The organism is Paenalcaligenes suwonensis (genome assembly GCF_011290505.1).
Taxonomy (GTDB): Bacteria; Pseudomonadota; Gammaproteobacteria; order Burkholderiales; family Burkholderiaceae_B; genus Paenalcaligenes; species Paenalcaligenes suwonensis.
In genome coordinates, this window is sequence record NZ_JAANPV010000001.1 from 428,047 (window position 1) to 444,507 (window position 16,461).

General features: G+C 50.2%; 19 protein-coding genes. 11 read left to right on the plus strand and 8 right to left on the minus strand.

The window, feature by feature from the left end:
• Positions 1-24: 24 nt before the first annotated feature.
• The 4 genes from GY634_RS01995 to GY634_RS02010 are packed head-to-tail and all read left to right on the plus strand — an operon-like array spanning position 25 to position 3,631.
• Entirely contained in the window at positions 25-1,155 is a 1,131-nt protein-coding gene (locus GY634_RS01995) for an MlaE family ABC transporter permease (protein ID WP_166406892.1), read from the plus strand.
• Between the two features lie 3 nt (positions 1,156-1,158).
• A complete protein-coding gene (locus GY634_RS02000; RefSeq protein WP_166406893.1) occupies positions 1,159-2,010 on the plus strand; it encodes an ABC transporter ATP-binding protein in 852 nt (283 codons plus the stop codon).
• Positions 2,011-2,952 carry an MlaD family protein gene (locus GY634_RS02005; protein ID WP_166406894.1) on the plus strand — a complete coding sequence of 314 codons (942 nt, stop codon included), beginning with the start codon at positions 2,011-2,013 and terminating at the stop codon, positions 2,950-2,952. It begins immediately after the preceding gene.
• A gap of 13 nt (positions 2,953-2,965) precedes the next feature.
• Entirely contained in the window at positions 2,966-3,631 is a 666-nt protein-coding gene (locus GY634_RS02010; RefSeq protein ID WP_166406895.1) for an ABC-type transport auxiliary lipoprotein family protein, read from the plus strand.
• A 71-nt stretch (positions 3,632-3,702) separates the two neighbouring features.
• On the opposite strand, the gene GY634_RS02015 is transcribed toward GY634_RS02010, so the two are convergent.
• Complete coding sequence (locus tag GY634_RS02015) at positions 3,703-4,182, minus strand: Lrp/AsnC family transcriptional regulator (protein ID WP_166406896.1); 480 nt, start codon at positions 4,180-4,182, stop codon at positions 3,703-3,705.
• A 135-nt stretch (positions 4,183-4,317) separates the two neighbouring features.
• Here GY634_RS02015 and hppD point away from each other — a divergent pair, with 135 nt between their 5' ends.
• Genes hppD through GY634_RS02035 form a run of 4 tightly spaced genes read left to right on the plus strand, consistent with a single transcriptional unit; the run spans position 4,318 to position 7,432 of the window.
• Positions 4,318-5,403: a 4-hydroxyphenylpyruvate dioxygenase gene (gene hppD / locus GY634_RS02020; protein WP_166406897.1), complete on the plus strand. Its 1,086-nt coding sequence runs from the start codon at positions 4,318-4,320 to the stop codon at positions 5,401-5,403.
• A 35-nt stretch (positions 5,404-5,438) separates the two neighbouring features.
• Positions 5,439-5,756: a 4a-hydroxytetrahydrobiopterin dehydratase gene (locus GY634_RS02025; protein ID WP_242683575.1), complete on the plus strand. Its 318-nt coding sequence runs from the start codon at positions 5,439-5,441 to the stop codon at positions 5,754-5,756.
• Positions 5,757-5,785: 29 nt separating this feature from the next.
• A complete protein-coding gene (phhA, locus tag GY634_RS02030) occupies positions 5,786-6,688 on the plus strand; it encodes a phenylalanine 4-monooxygenase (RefSeq protein ID WP_166406898.1) in 903 nt (300 codons plus the stop codon).
• Between the two features lie 39 nt (positions 6,689-6,727).
• A complete protein-coding gene (locus GY634_RS02035; RefSeq protein WP_166406899.1) occupies positions 6,728-7,432 on the plus strand; it encodes an SDR family NAD(P)-dependent oxidoreductase in 705 nt (234 codons plus the stop codon).
• Between the two features lie 585 nt (positions 7,433-8,017).
• Here GY634_RS02035 and maiA read toward each other — a convergent pair.
• The 6 genes from maiA to GY634_RS02065 all read right to left on the minus strand — a co-directional run bounded on the left by maiA (position 8,018) and on the right by GY634_RS02065 (position 13,183).
• Positions 8,018-8,668 (minus strand): maleylacetoacetate isomerase, encoded by a 651-nt coding sequence (maiA, locus tag GY634_RS02040; protein ID WP_166406900.1) that lies wholly within the window; start codon positions 8,666-8,668, stop codon positions 8,018-8,020.
• 62 nt (positions 8,669-8,730) lie between these two features.
• Positions 8,731-9,744 carry a fumarylacetoacetate hydrolase family protein gene (locus GY634_RS02045; RefSeq protein WP_166406901.1) on the minus strand — a complete coding sequence of 338 codons (1,014 nt, stop codon included), beginning with the start codon at positions 9,742-9,744 and terminating at the stop codon, positions 8,731-8,733.
• Positions 9,745-9,806: 62 nt separating this feature from the next.
• Complete coding sequence (locus tag GY634_RS02050) at positions 9,807-10,817, minus strand: DctP family TRAP transporter solute-binding subunit (RefSeq protein WP_166406902.1); 1,011 nt, start codon at positions 10,815-10,817, stop codon at positions 9,807-9,809.
• A 31-nt stretch (positions 10,818-10,848) separates the two neighbouring features.
• Positions 10,849-12,132: a TRAP transporter large permease gene (locus GY634_RS02055; RefSeq protein WP_166406903.1), complete on the minus strand. Its 1,284-nt coding sequence runs from the start codon at positions 12,130-12,132 to the stop codon at positions 10,849-10,851.
• A gap of 1 nt (position 12,133) precedes the next feature.
• The gene (locus GY634_RS02060) at positions 12,134-12,628 is read right to left on the minus strand and encodes a TRAP transporter small permease (RefSeq protein ID WP_166406904.1); all 495 of its coding nucleotides are present in this window, start codon (positions 12,626-12,628) and stop codon (positions 12,134-12,136) included.
• Positions 12,629-12,643: 15 nt separating this feature from the next.
• Positions 12,644-13,183, minus strand: coding sequence for a VOC family protein (locus GY634_RS02065; RefSeq protein WP_166406905.1), 540 nt, complete (start codon positions 13,181-13,183; stop codon positions 12,644-12,646).
• Positions 13,184-13,373: 190 nt separating this feature from the next.
• Here GY634_RS02065 and GY634_RS02070 point away from each other — a divergent pair, with 190 nt between their 5' ends.
• Complete coding sequence (locus GY634_RS02070; protein ID WP_242683576.1) at positions 13,374-14,348, plus strand: LysR family transcriptional regulator; 975 nt, start codon at positions 13,374-13,376, stop codon at positions 14,346-14,348.
• A gap of 5 nt (positions 14,349-14,353) precedes the next feature.
• Here GY634_RS02070 and GY634_RS02075 read toward each other — a convergent pair whose 3' ends face one another.
• Positions 14,354-14,899, minus strand: coding sequence for a PAS and helix-turn-helix domain-containing protein (locus GY634_RS02075; protein WP_166406906.1), 546 nt, complete (start codon positions 14,897-14,899; stop codon positions 14,354-14,356).
• A 159-nt stretch (positions 14,900-15,058) separates the two neighbouring features.
• Here GY634_RS02075 and GY634_RS02080 point away from each other — a divergent pair, with 159 nt between their 5' ends.
• Together GY634_RS02080 and GY634_RS02085 are read left to right on the plus strand one after the other, a co-directional pair.
• Positions 15,059-15,766, plus strand: coding sequence for a CoA transferase subunit A (locus GY634_RS02080; RefSeq protein WP_166406907.1), 708 nt, complete (start codon positions 15,059-15,061; stop codon positions 15,764-15,766).
• A gap of 5 nt (positions 15,767-15,771) precedes the next feature.
• Entirely contained in the window at positions 15,772-16,413 is a 642-nt protein-coding gene (locus GY634_RS02085; protein WP_166406908.1) for a CoA transferase subunit B, read from the plus strand.
• Positions 16,414-16,461 lie beyond the last annotated feature (48 nt).

Consider the following 16,461-nt stretch of genomic DNA (forward strand, 5'->3'; position numbering starts at 1 on the left):
GCAAAATACAGGATAGAGTGATATATGGGGCTTACCCAGAATGCCGTCATCGTAACCGAAGCCTCTGGCCAAACCACGACAGTGCGTTTGCAAGGCCAGTGGGAGGCCGGCGTATTAAGTGATGAAAAGCACAGTAAACGTTTGCTTCCACAGTTGCGTCAAGCAGCAGGCAGTACGCAGACGGTATGGGACCTTAGCGATGCCCACGGGCTGGATTATGTCACCGCACAAATTCTGTGGGATTGCTGGGGGCGACAGTGGCCCGAGCAATTGCACGTTACTGATATTCAACAGGGCATACTTGAGCGCGTTGCCGAATTAACGGTAGAGCCAGTGCATGAAGAAGAATGCACAGTTACGCAGCGCGCTTTTGTGTCACTGGGCAACATGGCCTTTAACGGGTGGAATCACGCCAAAGGCATGATTGCGCTGTTGGGGCAGTTTTTGCTAGACGTACTGAAACTGATACGTCGTCCTTCACGTGGCCCATGGCACGATTTTTCGGCGCATTTGTTCAGAATGGGTGCGCAAGCTTTGCCCATTACCGCCTTAGTGGGCTTCTTAATTGGCGTGGTAGTGGCGTATTTATTGGCCCTACAGTTACGCCAGTTTGGAGCAGATGCGTTTATCGTCAATATTTTGGGTATTTCACTAATACGTGAATTAGGTCCCTTGTTGGCGGCTATCTTAGTGGCGGGTAGATCGGGTTCTGCCATTACCGCTCAAATTGGGGTGATGCGCGTCAATGAAGAACTAGATGCCATGCAAGTGATGGGTATTTCCCATGGTTACCGGTTAGTGATGCCTAGGGTGTTGGCGCTTGCTGTGGCCATGCCGTTGGTGAGCGTGTGGACAACGCTAGCCGCATTGTTGGGGGGTATGTGGGCCTCTGAGGCTAGCTTGGGCTTGTCTCCTGCTTATTTTGTACAGGCTTTACCGAATGCGGTGCAGGTGGCTAACGTGTGGTTGGCTACCGCTAAGTCGGCGGTGTTTGGTGCGGCGATTGCCTTAATTGGGTGTTATTGGGGCTTGTGGGTGAAACCGAATACCGAGAGCTTGGGTTCGGGTACGACCGCGTCGGTAGTGACGTCCATTACGGCTGTGATTTTGCTGGATGCTGTATTCGCCATTTTGTTTAAAAGCGTGGGGTTCTAAGTCATGAAGCAGACACAGGCCCAATCAGGTGGCAACAATAGCGATATCTTGGTGGATATTAAAAAGCTGTGGACGGTATTTGGCACTGGCGATAAAGCGTTCGCAGTGCACCAAGATTTGGACTTACAAATACGTCGTGGCGAGATCATGACGATTGTAGGGGGCTCTGGTACCGGAAAAACGGTGTTGTTGCGTCATATCTTGGGCTTAACACGTCCTACCAAGGGCACGGTACGCATTGCAGGGCAAGACCCAGCATCGTTACCCCCTGAAGGTGCATCGGCTCGTATAGGTATGCTGTTTCAGCGTGGTGCGTTGTATTCCGCATTTAACGTTTTGGATAACGTGGCTTTCGCACTGCGCGAGCAGCAAAGCCTGCCAGAGTCCGTTATTCGCGATGCGGCCATGGTGAAGTTGCAAATGGTGGGCCTAAAGCCTGAACACGCTTCGCGTATGCCTTCAGACTTATCAGGCGGCATGATTAAACGGGTAGCGTTGGCACGCGCCCTGATTATGGACCCACCCTTATTGTTGTTAGATGAACCTACTGCAGGGTTAGACCCGCGTGGCTCGGATGAGTTTTGTGAGCTGCTGTTAGCCATGCACAAAGAGCTGGGGTTCACGGTGGTAATGGTGACGCATGACTTGGATACGCTGTACGCCCTAAGTGACAGGGTAGCCGTGTTGGCAGAGAAAAAAGTGATAGTGGAAGGCACTACTGATGAAGTGGTGCAGTTCCAGCATCCTTTTATAGAACAATTTTTTCTGGGTGAACGAGGCCGTCGAGCACGCGAACCCATGCAATCTTCAGCGGCGGCACAGACCGCCTCGACGCAGCATCCGGAGTCGAATTAAATGGAAAATAAATCGCATGCCATGGCAGCTGGCGTTTTTGTGCTGGTGGTTGCAGCACTATTAAGCGTACTGGCGTATTGGCTGACCCGTGATCAGGGTACGTATGTAGATTACGAGCTTTCCAGCACTCAAGCCGTAACCGGTTTGCAGCCACAAGCCGCCGTACGCTACAAAGGGGTGACGGTGGGGCGAGTAGCCTCTATAGGTTTTAATGATGAACAGCATGGCATGGTCATTATTCAGATCAAGGTAGAAGAGTCCACGCCTATTTCAGCCAAAACCTATGCCACATTGGGCTACCAAGGGGTAACCGGTTTGGCCTACATAGAGCTAGACGATGATGCCGTAGCGCGGCCTGTACTAGGTGAAACGGCTAGTGGGATCAAGCGCTTAGAAATGCGTCCTTCACGTTTAAGCCGATTGGTAGAGATGGGGCCAGAGTTCTTAGGTGAGATACAAGAAACCGTTGTTAGCCTGAACACCTTGCTCAACAAAGAAAATCAGCAAGTGTTGATGCAGGCTATCTCATCTATGGGCTCAGCCGCACAGAATGCATCTGATGTGATGGAAGGCCTAAAACCAGTAGTGGCAACGATTTCCAAAGACATAGAGTCTGACATGCAGGTCATTAGGCAGGCAGCAGGTAATCTGGCCAAAATGGGGCAGGACGTGAGTGGCATCGTGCAAAATATGCGTGCGCCGGGTGGCGTGATTCCGCAATTGCAGCAGTCAGCACGGTCGTTGTCGTTAGTGGGCGAAGAGCTGGGTAATGCTACGCTGCCTAGCTTGCAACGCATGATGGAAGAGGTGAACAGTGCAGTACAAGAAGTGAAAGTGCTGATTCACCAAGTGTCTAGCAATCCGCAGCGCTTCCTATACGGTCCGGATAGTAGTCAGCCGGGGCCGGGGGAACGCGGTTTTAGCGCACCGGTAGCTCACTAAAAAGGGGATAACAATGATTGCGACACAAGGAAAACAGCACATCATGAAGAAGAACATCGCTATTAAAGCTGGCTTGTTCGTAGCAGCGGTATTGTTATCGGCTTGCTCGGTACTACCAAAACCGCCGGCAACGGCAACCTTGTACGATTTAGGCCCTGCTATTGGCAAGCCAGTGGACTTGCCTGTGGGTAAACGCCCTGTGATGGTGGCGGCTATTAGCGGTCAAGGTTTGATGCCAGGCAGTACAGCCATGCTGTACCGTTTTGTAGACGTAGACCAGCAATTACGTGCTTACCAAGAAGCACGCTGGAGCCGTCCTATTGAGCAGTTGTTTGGATTGCAGTTGCGCCAGAAGTTAGAGCAAGGTAGACCTATTTTGGATACCGAGTTCAGCCTATCGCGCATGCGTGCTGGGGATCAGTATCCGCTGGTGTTACGTGTGGATATAGAGAATTTCGAGCAAATCTTCCAAAATCCTCAAGATAGCAAAGGCGTGGTGCAACTACGTGCTACCTTAATAGAACCCGGGGTGGGGGGAGATAAGCTTTTGGCTCAGCGCACGTTTGTCAGTGCTATTGATGCATCTGAGGCGAATGCTGCGGGTGGCGCAAAAGCCTTAGCTGAAGCCAGCCGTACCTTAGCGGTTGAAATTGATAGCTGGTTACGACACTACGAGTAATCATAAGGGCCCCATATCAAAAAAGTTGTTCCGCAGTCCCCAGCGTGTGCGATGAAGACAGCCGCCACTGCCTACAGCGGCAAGCCTTTATCTTCTTTTACCCATTCCAGTACAAAGCTGGTGCGGCAATCGCGTACGATTTCATGGCGCAGCAGTTTATCGGATAAAAATCGCGAAAAATGCGCCATGTCCCGCACCACCACACGCAGCATGTAGTCCATTTCCCCCGCTAACGACACACAGCTCACCACTTCAGACCATGATTGCACTAACGACCTAAACATGTCGCGCGGGCTATTTTTGGCGTGTGAGCTTTGTTTTTCTAGACGCACACTAATATAGGCAGTCAGGCCAATATCAATGGCTTCGGGCAGAATAGTGGCACGGTAATCTAGGATTATCCCTTCGTTTTCTAGGCGTTTCACACGCCGTAATACGGCAGAAGAAGACAGTCCTACTTGCGAGGCCAGTTCGTCAAACGAAGCGCGTGCCTGCAGTTGCAGCAAGCGTAGAATTTGTATGTCGGTTTTATCTAGCTTGAATTCATTCATTTCTTTAACTAAACGCCTAGTTTATGCAGGAATCTTGCGTATTATAGGGTTTAACTGAGCTGTCTTTGCATTTTTAGTGCGGTGTTTGAGTCTTAAAATAAACATATCTAAAAGTCTGTTTTTCAGGAGATGGTTATGGCGGATTTGTTTGAAAACCCAATGGGTCTGGATGGTTTTGAATTTGTAGAGTTTGCTTCCCCAGAACCGGGTCTGCTGGAGCGTACTTTTGAATTGATGGGCTTTACCGAGGTGGCCAAGCACCGTTCAAAAGATGTATCGCTATACCGTCAAGGTGATATCAACTTCATCGTGAACCGCGAGCCTAACAGCGAAGCCGCTTACTTTGCCGCTGAACATGGCCCAAGTGCCTGTGGTATGGCCTTTCGTGTGCGTGATGCTCACCATGCCTATAACCGTGCCTTAGAGCTAGGTGCGCGTCCAATCGAGATCGAAACAGGCCCTATGGAGCTGCGTTTGCCAGCCATCCGCGGTATTGGTGGTGCGCCGTTGTACCTAATCGACCGTTACGCTGACGGCCAGTCTATTTATGACATCGACTTTGAGTTTATCGAAGGTGTAGACCGCCACCCTGTTGGTTACGGTTTCAAATTCATCGACCACCTTACCCACAACGTGTACCGTGGGCGCATGTCGTTCTGGGCTGATTTCTACGAGAAGCTGTTTAACTTCCGTGAAATTCGCTATTTCGACATTAAAGGTGAATATACCGGTCTGGTATCCAAAGCCATGACAGCCCCAGATGGTAGAATTCGTATTCCTCTCAATGAAGAATCGGCTCAAGGGTCTGGCCAAATTGAAGAGTTTTTGCTGCAGTTCAACGGGGAAGGAATTCAGCATATTGCGCTGCTGTGTGACGACATCTTCCACGGCGTGGACCAGTTGATTAAAGCAGGTGTGCCACTCATGAAAGCACCACCTGCCACGTACTATCAAATGCTAGAGTCACGTATCCCAGGGCATGGTGAAAACGCTGACGAACTCAAAGCACGCGGTATTTTGTTGGATGGTACGGCTGAAGGTGGTCAACGACGTCTGTTGTTGCAAATTTTCTCAGGCACATTGCTAGGCCCTGTGTTTTTTGAATTTATCCAACGTAAAGGCGATGAAGGCTTTGGCGAAGGAAACTTCAAGGCACTATTTGAGTCCATTGAGCGTGACCAAATTGAACGCGGTGTGTTGGGCACAGCAACAGCTGAATAGACCATATCGCGTGTAACCCTCAAGGAATGATGATCATGTTGAAATTAGACGACCAGGAAAGACAAATCGCATTGGAGCAGTTGTCTTCCTGGCAGTATGAAGCACAGCGCGGCGGGTTAATCCGACGCAAGTTTGTGTTTCATGACTTCACGGAAGCCTTTGCATTCATGACGCAAGTGGCGCTGCATGCCGAAAAGCATGATCATCATCCCGAGTGGAACAACGTCTATAACCGTGTGGAAATCGTGCTAACCACGCACGATGCAGATGGGTTAAGCCAACGCGATATCGCGTTGGCTCATATTATCGATGCTGTTTTTGCGCGCTGCGCAGCGTCAGCTGATCAGGCCTAAGTCAGGCGTGACAGCAGGAGGATACCCACATGCTAGAGCAGGAACATACTACGCAGGACAGTAGTAAGCACGGCTTGGCAGCAGGCGAAAATTTCCAGCCTGAACGCGCCGACTGGACCATAGATCAAGGCTGGGATCGCTATACTGCCGAAGAACATGGCGTTTGGAAAACACTGTTCGAGCGACAAACCAAACTGTTGCCACAGCGCGCCTGTAAAGAATTTGTAGAGGGCATGAAAAAGCTGCCTATCTCTGCCGATAAAATCCCGCACTTTGAACAGCTCAGTGAAGTGCTGATGAAGCACACTGGCTGGCAAGTAGTGGCGGTGCCTGGGCTGGTTCCTGATGATGTGTTCTTTGAGCACTTAGCCAATAGACGCTTTCCATCAGGGCAGTTCATCCGTAAAGCGCATGAGCTGGATTACCTAGAAGAACCCGACGTGTTTCACGATGTGTTCGGCCATGTCCCCATGCTGATGAACCCTGCCATTGCTGATTACATCCAAGCCTACGGTAAAGGTGGTTTGCGCGCTAAGGAACTGGGTGTATTGCACCGTTTGGCTCGTGTGTACTGGTACACCGTTGAGTTCGGCTTAGTTATGGAAGATGGCTCACCACGCATTTACGGTGCAGGCATTGCCTCGTCGCGCACAGAAAGCGTGTTTAGCTTAGAAGACGATTCCCCTAATCGCATCGCCTTTGATTTAGACAGGGTAATGTGTACTAATTACCGTATAGACGATTTTCAAGAAAGCTACTTTGTGATCAAAGACTTGGAAGCGTTATTAGAGCTTTCGGCTATTGATTTCCAGCCCGTGTACAACCGTATTGCGTCCCGTCCTGATTTGGACCCTGGCATCCTATTGTCGGAAGACAAGGTGTATCACCGTGGATCAGGCCGTTATCATGCAAACAAAAAGTCTGTGGCGTAAGCGAGCAGGCTGAACTCTTAGTGTAGTCAGGAAGTAAACATGCAAAATACACACTCACCGGTGGTGATGATTAGTGGTGCTGGTGGTAATTTGGGCCAAGCGGTGGCGCAGCACTTTGCGCAAAAAGGCGCACGCTTGGTGTTGGTGGCGCGTAATCGTAAGGCGTTGGAAGCCATTGCGCCAGAAGGCGATAACGTGCACTACGTGCTTGCCGACTTGATGCAGCCTGATGCCTTACAGCAAGGGGTAGCAGCTGCTGTGAAGAAGCTTGGCAGTATTGATGTGTTGTGTAACGTGGCAGGTGGCTTTCACATGGGTGAACCCGTACACGCCACGCCGCTGAATGCATGGCAACAGCAATACGACATGAACGTCATGACCTTGCTGCATACCGTACAAGCCGTTGTACCGCATATGTTGTTGCAAGGCCGTGGCAAGGTGGTGAACGTAGGCGCATTTGCGTCTCGCCAAGGCTTGGCGGATATGGGCGCTTACATTGCAGCAAAAAGTGCCGTAAGCCGCATTACCGAAAGCATGGCAGCCGAGTTACGTGAAAAAGGCATTAACGTGAACTGCGTATTGCCTACCATCATCGACACACCTCAAAACCGTGCAGCAATGCCTGATGCGGATCCAGCTCGTTGGGTCAGTCCCGAGAAATTGGCGGCAGTGATGGCGTTTTTAGCGTCTGAAGATGCTAGCGCTATTCATGGTGCTAGTGTGCCTGTGACAGGGCTTAGCTAATCTAGGCATAACGGGCAGCGGTCGGGGGAAAGCCTGCCGTTCCCCAGCGTGTGCGATGAATATAGTGTGAACGGGTAGGTGTTGGGTTTACAAGCCCACGTACTCAAGACTGTCTGCTGTAGCCTAAGGCTGCGAAAGTATTTTTTAATTTGTAAACCAAATAAAAAAACACTTCCATCCGCCTTTCCTTCGTCGCTTGCCACGGTTTTTGCGATGGTAGCTATTGAAGGCTAGACAGATTTTTGTGACGGGCTCAGGAGAGAGTCCCTTTGCCCAGTTCCCCGTTATACAGGCAGCATTGCCACTACAGTAAGGGCAGTAAATCTAGTAACATTCAGACTCATCAGGGGGACGGAGAGGAAACTTTTTTGATTTGGTGTACAAATCACAAAAAGCTTTCCTGCAGTTCCCCAGCGTGTGCGATGAATACAGAGTGAGCGGGTAGGTGTTGGGTTTACAAGCCCATTTACTCACGACTGTCTGCTGTAGCCTAAGGCTGCGAAAGTATTTTTTAATTTGTACGCCAAATCACAAAAAGTTGTTCCGCAGTCCCTCGGCATATGCGATGAATACAGCCACCACCTTTTATGCCTCAGCGTCAGGTTGCTGAGCTGGCGCAGCTTGTTGAAACGCGGGTAGCGCTTCGCAAGCATCTACGATACGGTTAATCGTAGGATAGTCTTCCATAGGCAAATTAAAACGCTTGGCATTAAACACCTGAGGCACCAAGCAGCAGTCAGCAAGCCCTGGCGTATCACCGTGACAGAATGTGCCTGTCAGCGGATCATTGGCCAACATGGCTTCTACGGCGGCCAAGCCTTGCTTCAGCCAGTGTAAATACCATTCATTTTTTTGATCGGCACTCACACCCAGCGTGTTCTGCAAATACTTCAAGATGCGCAGATTATTAATGGGGTGAATATCGCAAGCAATGGTCAAGGCCAACGCACGTACACGAGCGCGTTCGGCTGCTGTTGTAGGCAGTAGGGCAGTGCTCGCGTGAGTCTCGTCCAGATACTCAATAATGGCCAAGGATTGCGTTAACGTTAGGCCGTCATCGGTTTCTAGGCTGGGTACTATTCCCATAGGGTTTTTTGCCAGATAAGCAGGCTGATATTGCTGCCCGCCATCGCGCAACAGGTGCACGGGAATGATCTCAAATGGCAACTGTTTCAATGCGAGGGCAATACGAACCCTATATGCCGCAGAACTGCGGAAATAACTATATAGTTTCATGGGGATATCTAGGCCGGTGAAGGCTACCCGCCTGCGTGCTGCAAGCGGGCATACCTAGTGGATTAGGAGTTTGGTACTACGCGTTGTTCAATAGCGCCAAAAATGCTTTGGCCTTGCGCATCCAGCATCTCAATTTTCACAGTGTCGCCGTACTTCAAGAAAGGAGTTTGCGGTGCACCGGTTTCAATGGTTTCGTACATACGTACTTCGGCCAAGCAGCAGTAACCCACGCCACCGTTCTCAATAGAAGAACCGTGCAAGTTACCTTGCTTGTTGGACACCGTACCCGAACCAATAATAGAACCTGCTTCTACTTCACGTGATTTGGTAACGTGCGCTACCAATTGCGCAAAGTTAAATGTCATGTCGGTACCCGCATCAGGGTTACCAAACAGTTTGCCGTTCAGGTGTACGGTCAATGGACGGTGTACTTTGGTGTCTTGCCACGCATCACCCAATTCGTCGGGAGTGATGGCTACTGGTGAAAACGCCGAAGCGGGTTTGGATTGGAAGAAACCAAAGCCTTTAGCCAGTTCGCCTGGAATCAAATTACGCAGCGATACGTCATTCACCAACATCAACAAGCGGATAGCACCCGCAGTTTGTTCTGGTGTAGCACCAATAGGCAAGTCGCCAGTGATCACAGCAATTTCAGCTTCTAGGTCGATGCCCCATTCTTCAGAAGGCACAGGGATATCATCACGTGGGCCAATGAAGGAGTCCGAACCGCCTTGGTACATTAGGGGATCAGTCCAGAACGATGCGGGCAACTCAGCGCCACGAGCACGACGTACCAATTCAACGTGGTTCACGTAAGCGGAACCGTCAGCCCATTGGTAAGCGCGTGGCAGTGGAGAGTGCACAGCGTTGCTATCAAAGGGTTTTGCATCAGCAACGTCGTTACGGTTTAGCGCGTCGTAAACGGTTTGCAGTTGAGGCTCAACCTGCTCCCAGTTATCCAGGGCAGCTTGCAGGGTGGCAGCGATCTGGGGCACGGGCGTGTAGCGTGTCAATGTCCGGTCTACAATGATCAGGGTACCATCACGGCCACCTTGTTTTAGGGTAGCAAGTTTCATAATGACTTTTCCTTATTCGGTATTGGTGGGCAAGGGCTGGGCTAGGCCGCAGCCCTTACAAATTAGTTAGCAGGAGCGCGCAGCTTCTCGATTTCGCTAAAGGTTTCAGCGGCGAACTCAGGGCCAATCTCGGCGTTAAAGCTTTCCCATACAGGTTGCATTTTTTCGCGGAAACGGATCATTTCAGCATCGCTTACTTCGTTCACTTCTAAGCCTTGAGCAGCCAGTGCAGCTTGGGCTTCAGCGGCTTGTTGGCGAGCAATTTCACGCTGGTAAATACGGGTTTCTTCAGCGGCTTCCTTGATGATCTGTTGATCAGCTTCAGACAGCTTGTCCCAGAACTTTTTGGATGCCAGCGGCAAGAATGCGCCGTAGGAGTGCTTGGTCAACGACAGGTATTTCTGTACTTCACCCAGTTTTAGGGAAGAAGTTACTGCAGTAGGTGTACCTTGGCCGTCAATCGTGCGGGTTTCCAATGCCGTGTAGATTTCAGGTACCGCTAAGGACACGGGGTTTGCGCCCAGTGCTTTTAGCGTTTCTTGAGAAATCTTGGCTTGTACAGCACGGAACTTCAGGCCTTCAAAGTCTTCGGGCTTGGTAATAGGGTGCTTGCTGTTGGTGGCGTTGAAAAAGCCGTTTTCCCAGTACGCCAAGCCCACCAAGCCTTTTTCTGGCAATTGGTCTAACAAGCGTTGGCCAATAGCGCCGTCCAAAATGGTGTCGGCTTCTTGTTCGTTCGCGAACAAGAATGGGTAGTCCAGAATTTCAAACTCACGCACCATACCGGTTAGGGTAGAGGTTTGTGGCACGGTAAATTCAATGGTGCCGCCTTGCAATGCAGAGGTTACTTGTACGTCGTTACCCAATGCTGCGTTGTAGTAAGGACGGATTTTGATGCGGCCATCACTTTTCTCTTTTACCAAGTCAATAAACTTGGCCACACCCAAACCTTGGTGGGAGTTTTTAGGCAGCGTTACTGCAAACTTTGCATCAATAGTTTGAGCAATAGCTGCGCTGGACAGCAAGCCAGTAACCAGTAATACACCCAGTTTTTTTAGTAGCGTAGTGCGCATAGGGATATCTCCAGAATAATAAGTATTGTGTTTAACGCCACCACGAAGCAGGTGTGATCACCAGCTGTGGGAACAAAATAAGCAGTATCAAAATAATCAGTTCAGCGATCAAGAAAGGCATCACGCCACGTGTTGCGCGTTCAATGCTGATCTTGCCAAGCGAACTTACTACGTTCAGTACTACCCCAATTGGGGGGACGATCATGCCAATCGCGCAGTTCATCACAAACAGCACGCCTAGGTACACAGGGTCTACACCTGCATCCACGGCAATAGGCACGAACACTGGGGCAAAAATCAGCACCAATGGGATCATGTCTAGCACCATACCAGCGGTGAACACTACAGCCATCATGACGGCGACCAACAAGATGGGGTTGTCGGTAAAGACATCCATCCACTCACCAACTTGGTAAGGAATGTCGGCAATGGTGATCATGTAAGAAGCTACCATCGCCAGCGCAGCCAAAATCAGTACTACGGCTGACGAGCGTGCAGACATCAACAAGCAGTGATAAATGCGGCTCCATGTCAGTTCACGGTAAATAACAGTACCTACAAACAGTGCGTAGGCTGCTGCGACTACCGCCGCTTCGGTAGGAGTAAAAATACCAAAGCGCAAACCACCAATAATGATGACTGGCATCAGCAGTGCCCAGAAACTTTGGTACACCACTTTTAAACGCTCACGCATAGGAACGCGAGGGTTAATGGTGGCGGTAGTATCTTTGCGAGACACCAAATACCACGCCACGATCAGCGATACGGCCATCAAGATACCGGGCACAATACCAGCCATAAATAGGCGGGTAATGGACACGTTGGTGACCACACCAAACAGTAGTAAACCAATGGAAGGTGGCAAGACGGGGGCAATAATCCCACCGGCAGCCATCAGGCCACCAGCACGCGCTGGGTCGTAACCCGCTTGGCGCATCATAGGCATCAAGATTGCTGCCAATGCAGCCGTATCCGCCACAGCAGAGCCGGACAAACTGGCTAATAACAAGGCGGCAAAAATCGTGACGTAGCCCAGACCACCACGCAAGTGGCCGAAGAAGGCGCTCGCTAAATTCACAATGCGTTTAGACAAACCGCCAGCGTTCATGAATTCGCCAGCCAGAATGAAAAAAGGCACTGCCATCAAAATAAAGTTATCAGCACCGCCAATAGCGTTCTGCACCACGATTTGGGTATCGAACGAGTCGGTGGCCATCATGATGCCGATGGCAGAAAAAAGCAGGGCAAAAGCGATGGGCATGCCGATGAAAATCAGCCCAACCAGAATGCCGAGAAACAATAATACGGCGGTCATGTTATTCGTCTCCGCCAGGGAAACCTGTGGGGCTAGTGACGCTTTCCCACAAATTCAAAATGGTACTTAAAACCAAACCCACACCAAAAACAATAGCGGTGCCATACAGCCATGCATAGGAAATACCGAGCACGGGGTAGCTATTGTCCATGTTGATTAAGGTTTGCTTCCAACCGCCAATAACAAAAATAACACCGCCAACCAGCATCAAGAGGCTGCTGATCGCAACCAAGAGTTTGCGGCAAGTAGGCGTGCGTTTGGCCAGAAAGGAATTAAAAGCAATGTGGGCGTGCTGACGGGTTGCCAGCACAGCGCCAAGGAAGATTAGCCAGACGAACAACAGTCGTGCTAATTCTTCCGAAACCGCAATACCCGAGTCGAAGCCATAGCGCAAAACCACATTGGCAAATACCAAGATGGCCATAATGGCAAGGCAAACGACTAGAAACAGCTCTAGCCCCTTGTTGATCCAATGTGTCAGGGATTTAAGAAACATGCGTGATCCAGAGGTTTAGTTGGCCTGATAGCTGCCGTCATGCATCCACTGTGCATGTTGTGGGGCTTTTTTGGTGCGGTCCCACTCTTCCAACATGGCCCATTTCACATCGTCCAGTTTCTTGCTCATGTCTGGGGTGGCGGTGTTGGCAGCCAGTTCCAGACGGTGACCGTTAGGGTCAAAGAAATAGATGGATTTGAAAATAGTGTGATCAGTAGGGCCAACTACAGAGATACCATCGGCTTCCAGAATGGCTTTAGTGCGCATCAGGTCGTCTACGGAATCTACTTCCAGCGCCAAGTGCTGCACCCAAGTAGGGGTGTTGGTATCACGGCCCATTTCAGGGCGGGTAGGCAGCTCAAAAAACGCCAATACGTTGCCGTTACCTGCATCCAGGAATACGTGCATGTAAGGATCGGGTTCTTTAGTGGAAGGCACTTCATTTTCAGCGATAGCCAGAATGAAACGCATGTTCAGGTACTTGCCGTACCACTCCACAGTTTCCTTAGCGTTTTTACAGCGGTAAGCAACGTGGTGAATTTTTTTGATTTGCATGGATGTCCCCTTAAAGGTAGAGCTGTGACCATGTGGGCCGTGTAGCCACATTAGGAGCCAAAAGTGGCCCAGATCACACAGTGACGAACCTATTACAAGGCATTATTACTTATAAAACAAATGATATTTATGGATTGTTATATCAATTTACCTTATAAATTAGGGGTAACCATTAGATAAGGAAAAACACGTGTCTGCAGATCAATTACAGCTTTTGCGTAGCAAGCGTAACGTGACCTTACGGCAGTTGCGTGCCTTTGTGGCCGTGGCGCGTACGGGCAGCTTTTCACTGGCGGCGGAAAGCCTGTTTGTGAGTCAGTCTGCAGTCAGTGCGTTAATCAAAGAATTAGAAACGGCATTGGGTCTGGTGCTTATAGATAGAAGCACACGTAGGCTGCAGCTTTCCGAGGTGGGGGAAGATCTGCTACCTATTATTGGCAAGGTGCTGAATGATTTAGATCATGCTTTAGATGAATCAGCCAACCTGAAAGACTTAAAAAGTGGGTTGGTGCGTATTGCCGCTCCGCAGTTGATGTCGTCTACCTTATTGCCCGGCATTATCGCCGCCTATACCCAGCGTTACCCGGGTATACGGGTGAAGTTGGTGGATTGCGCAGTGGAAAGCGTGGTGTCCCGTGTGTTTTCCGGCGAGGTGGATTTAGGTTTAGGGCCTGAGCGTGATAATAACTCCGACATTCATGCCGAGGCGCTATTCAAGGGCCCATTTATGGCGGTATTCCCCCCAGGGCATCCTTTGGAAAAGCTACGCAGGGTGTGCTGGTCTGATTTAACACAATACCCGCTCATTTCCTTGCAAGGGCAGTTTATCGAGCGTTTGTCAGAGGACTTATACGGCGCCATCCGCGGCATGGTATTAGAACCAGCCAATGAAGTGACCTTTATGTCTACCGCGTTAGCAATGGTGAATGCTGGCTTAGGCGTCACCATTTGCGTGGCCTATGCGACGCCATTGGTGAAGCTTTATCAATTAGAGATGCGGGCCTTGTATAGGCCAGTGATTACACGCAGCTTTTATTTGTTCACCCGCCAAGGGCGTGCCTTGTCACCTGCTGCCACCAGTTTTATTCATTTCTTGCACGAGTATATGGCTCAGCATCCTATGCTCAAAGCCAGCGTACGCGAGCGAAAAACCAAAGCGGAGTAGCAAAACTAGACGCTGAGCATTTTCTGTATGAGGTCAGCGGTAGAGCTGGCACCAAATTTTTGCATCAGGCGTGAACGGTAAATTTCCACCGTGCGGTGGCTAATACCCAGTTCTTTGCCTATGACTTTGGCGCTTTTACCTTCTAACACGCGCGCGGCGACCTCACGCTCTCTACCCGTGAGATGGTGTTCGGAAATAGGGCGTTGCTCGCTAATGTCTTCAAAGCTCCAAATGCCTGCGTCATGCGGTTTCTCACGGTCAAAGGCGCGGCCCGTCACATGGCACCAGAAGAACTGCCCAGTAGAGCGTTTCATGATGCGGCTGTCCGAGTACAGGCCGGTGGCATTCATAATGGGGGGGATACGTAACCCTAGGCGTTCGAATTCGTCGGCACTGGGGTATAGCGTAAGAAATGACTGCCCCACCAGTGCATCACGGGTAGTCTGGAAAATCTCACAGACCCGTTGATTGCACTCTACGATGGTGCGATGACGCGAGATAACCAAACCGATTGGTGCCATTTCAAAGGCTAATCGGTAATCTTCCAGCATTGACAAAGCAGCTCCTGTACGAAAAACTACGTATGCGCTTACGTAGTGCATCTTGGTAAATTATCATAGCAAGCACCTTAAGCTGCCAAGTCTACCTACCATTATCTGTAAAGTGTGGCACGATAGACTTGATGAATAATTATTGACGGAGGACTTACCTTGAACAAACTCTATCCTTCGGCGGCGGAAGCTCTGAAAGGCGTAGTAGCTGACGGCCAGACTTTGGCTGTAGGCGGCTTTGGCCTATGTGGCATTCCTGAAGCATTGATTGATGCGCTGCGTGACTCTGGTGTGAAAAACCTGACTGCCATTTCCAATAATGCAGGTGTGGATGGCTTCGGTCTAGGCAAACTGCTAGAGACCCGACAAATCAAGAAGATGATTTCTTCCTATGTAGGGGAAAACAAGGAGTTCGAACGCCAGTTTTTATCCGGCGAATTGGAACTGGAATTTACACCTCAAGGTACGTTGGCTGAAAAGCTGCGTGCAGGGGGCGCAGGTATTCCTGCATTCTTCACTAAAACTGGCGTAGGTACCTTGGTGGCAGAAGGTAAAGAGCTACGTGAGTTCAATGGTGAAACCTACGTGATGGAAGAGTCGTTGGTTGCGGATGTGGCACTGATTAAAGCTCATAAAGCCGACAAGTCTGGCAACCTGCGCTTCCGCTATACCGCACGTAACTTCAACCCTGCGGCAGCTACTGCAGGCAAAATTACCATCGTGGAAGTGGAAGAAATCGTGGAAGTGGGCGAGTTGGCGCCTGATGATGTGCATTTGCCTGGCATTTATGTGCATCGCATCGTGCATAACTCCAATCCCGAGAAGCGCATTGAGCAGCGCACCATTACCACCAAGGCAGGAGCTTGATAGTCATGGCATGGACCAAAGATCAAATGGCTGCGCGTGCAGCTAAAGAGTTGCAAGATGGTTTCTATGTGAACCTGGGTATTGGTATTCCGACTCTGGTGGCTAACCATGTGCCTGCTGGCATTGAAGTCTGGCTACAAAGTGAAAACGGTATGTTGGGGATTGGTCCCTTTCCTACCGAAGACGAAGTAGACGCCGACCTGATCAACGCCGGTAAGCAAACAGTTACTACACTGCCAGGTTCTTCTATTTTTGGTAGTGATCAAAGTTTTGCCATGATTCGTGGCGGTAAAGTGAACTTGTCTATTCTGGGCGCTATGCAGGTAACGGCCACCGGTGACTTAGCCAACTGGATGATTCCGGGCAAAATGGTGAAAGGCATGGGCGGCGCGATGGACTTGGTAGCCGGTGTTAAACGTGTGATTGTGCTGATGGAGCATGTAGCGCGTAAAAAAGACGGCACTACCGACCTGAAAATCCTGCCAGAGTGCACATTGCCACTGACTGGTGTGGGCGTAGTAGACCGCATCATTACTGACCTAGGCGTAATGGATGTTACCCCTGAAGGTCTGAAGCTGGTTGAATTGGCTGAAGGCGTAAGCTTCGAAGAAATCCAGTCTCAAACTGGTGTTCCATTGCTGCGTTAATGTAATGGCACTACTGCACAAAAATGGCTGAACCTGTAAAGGCTCAGC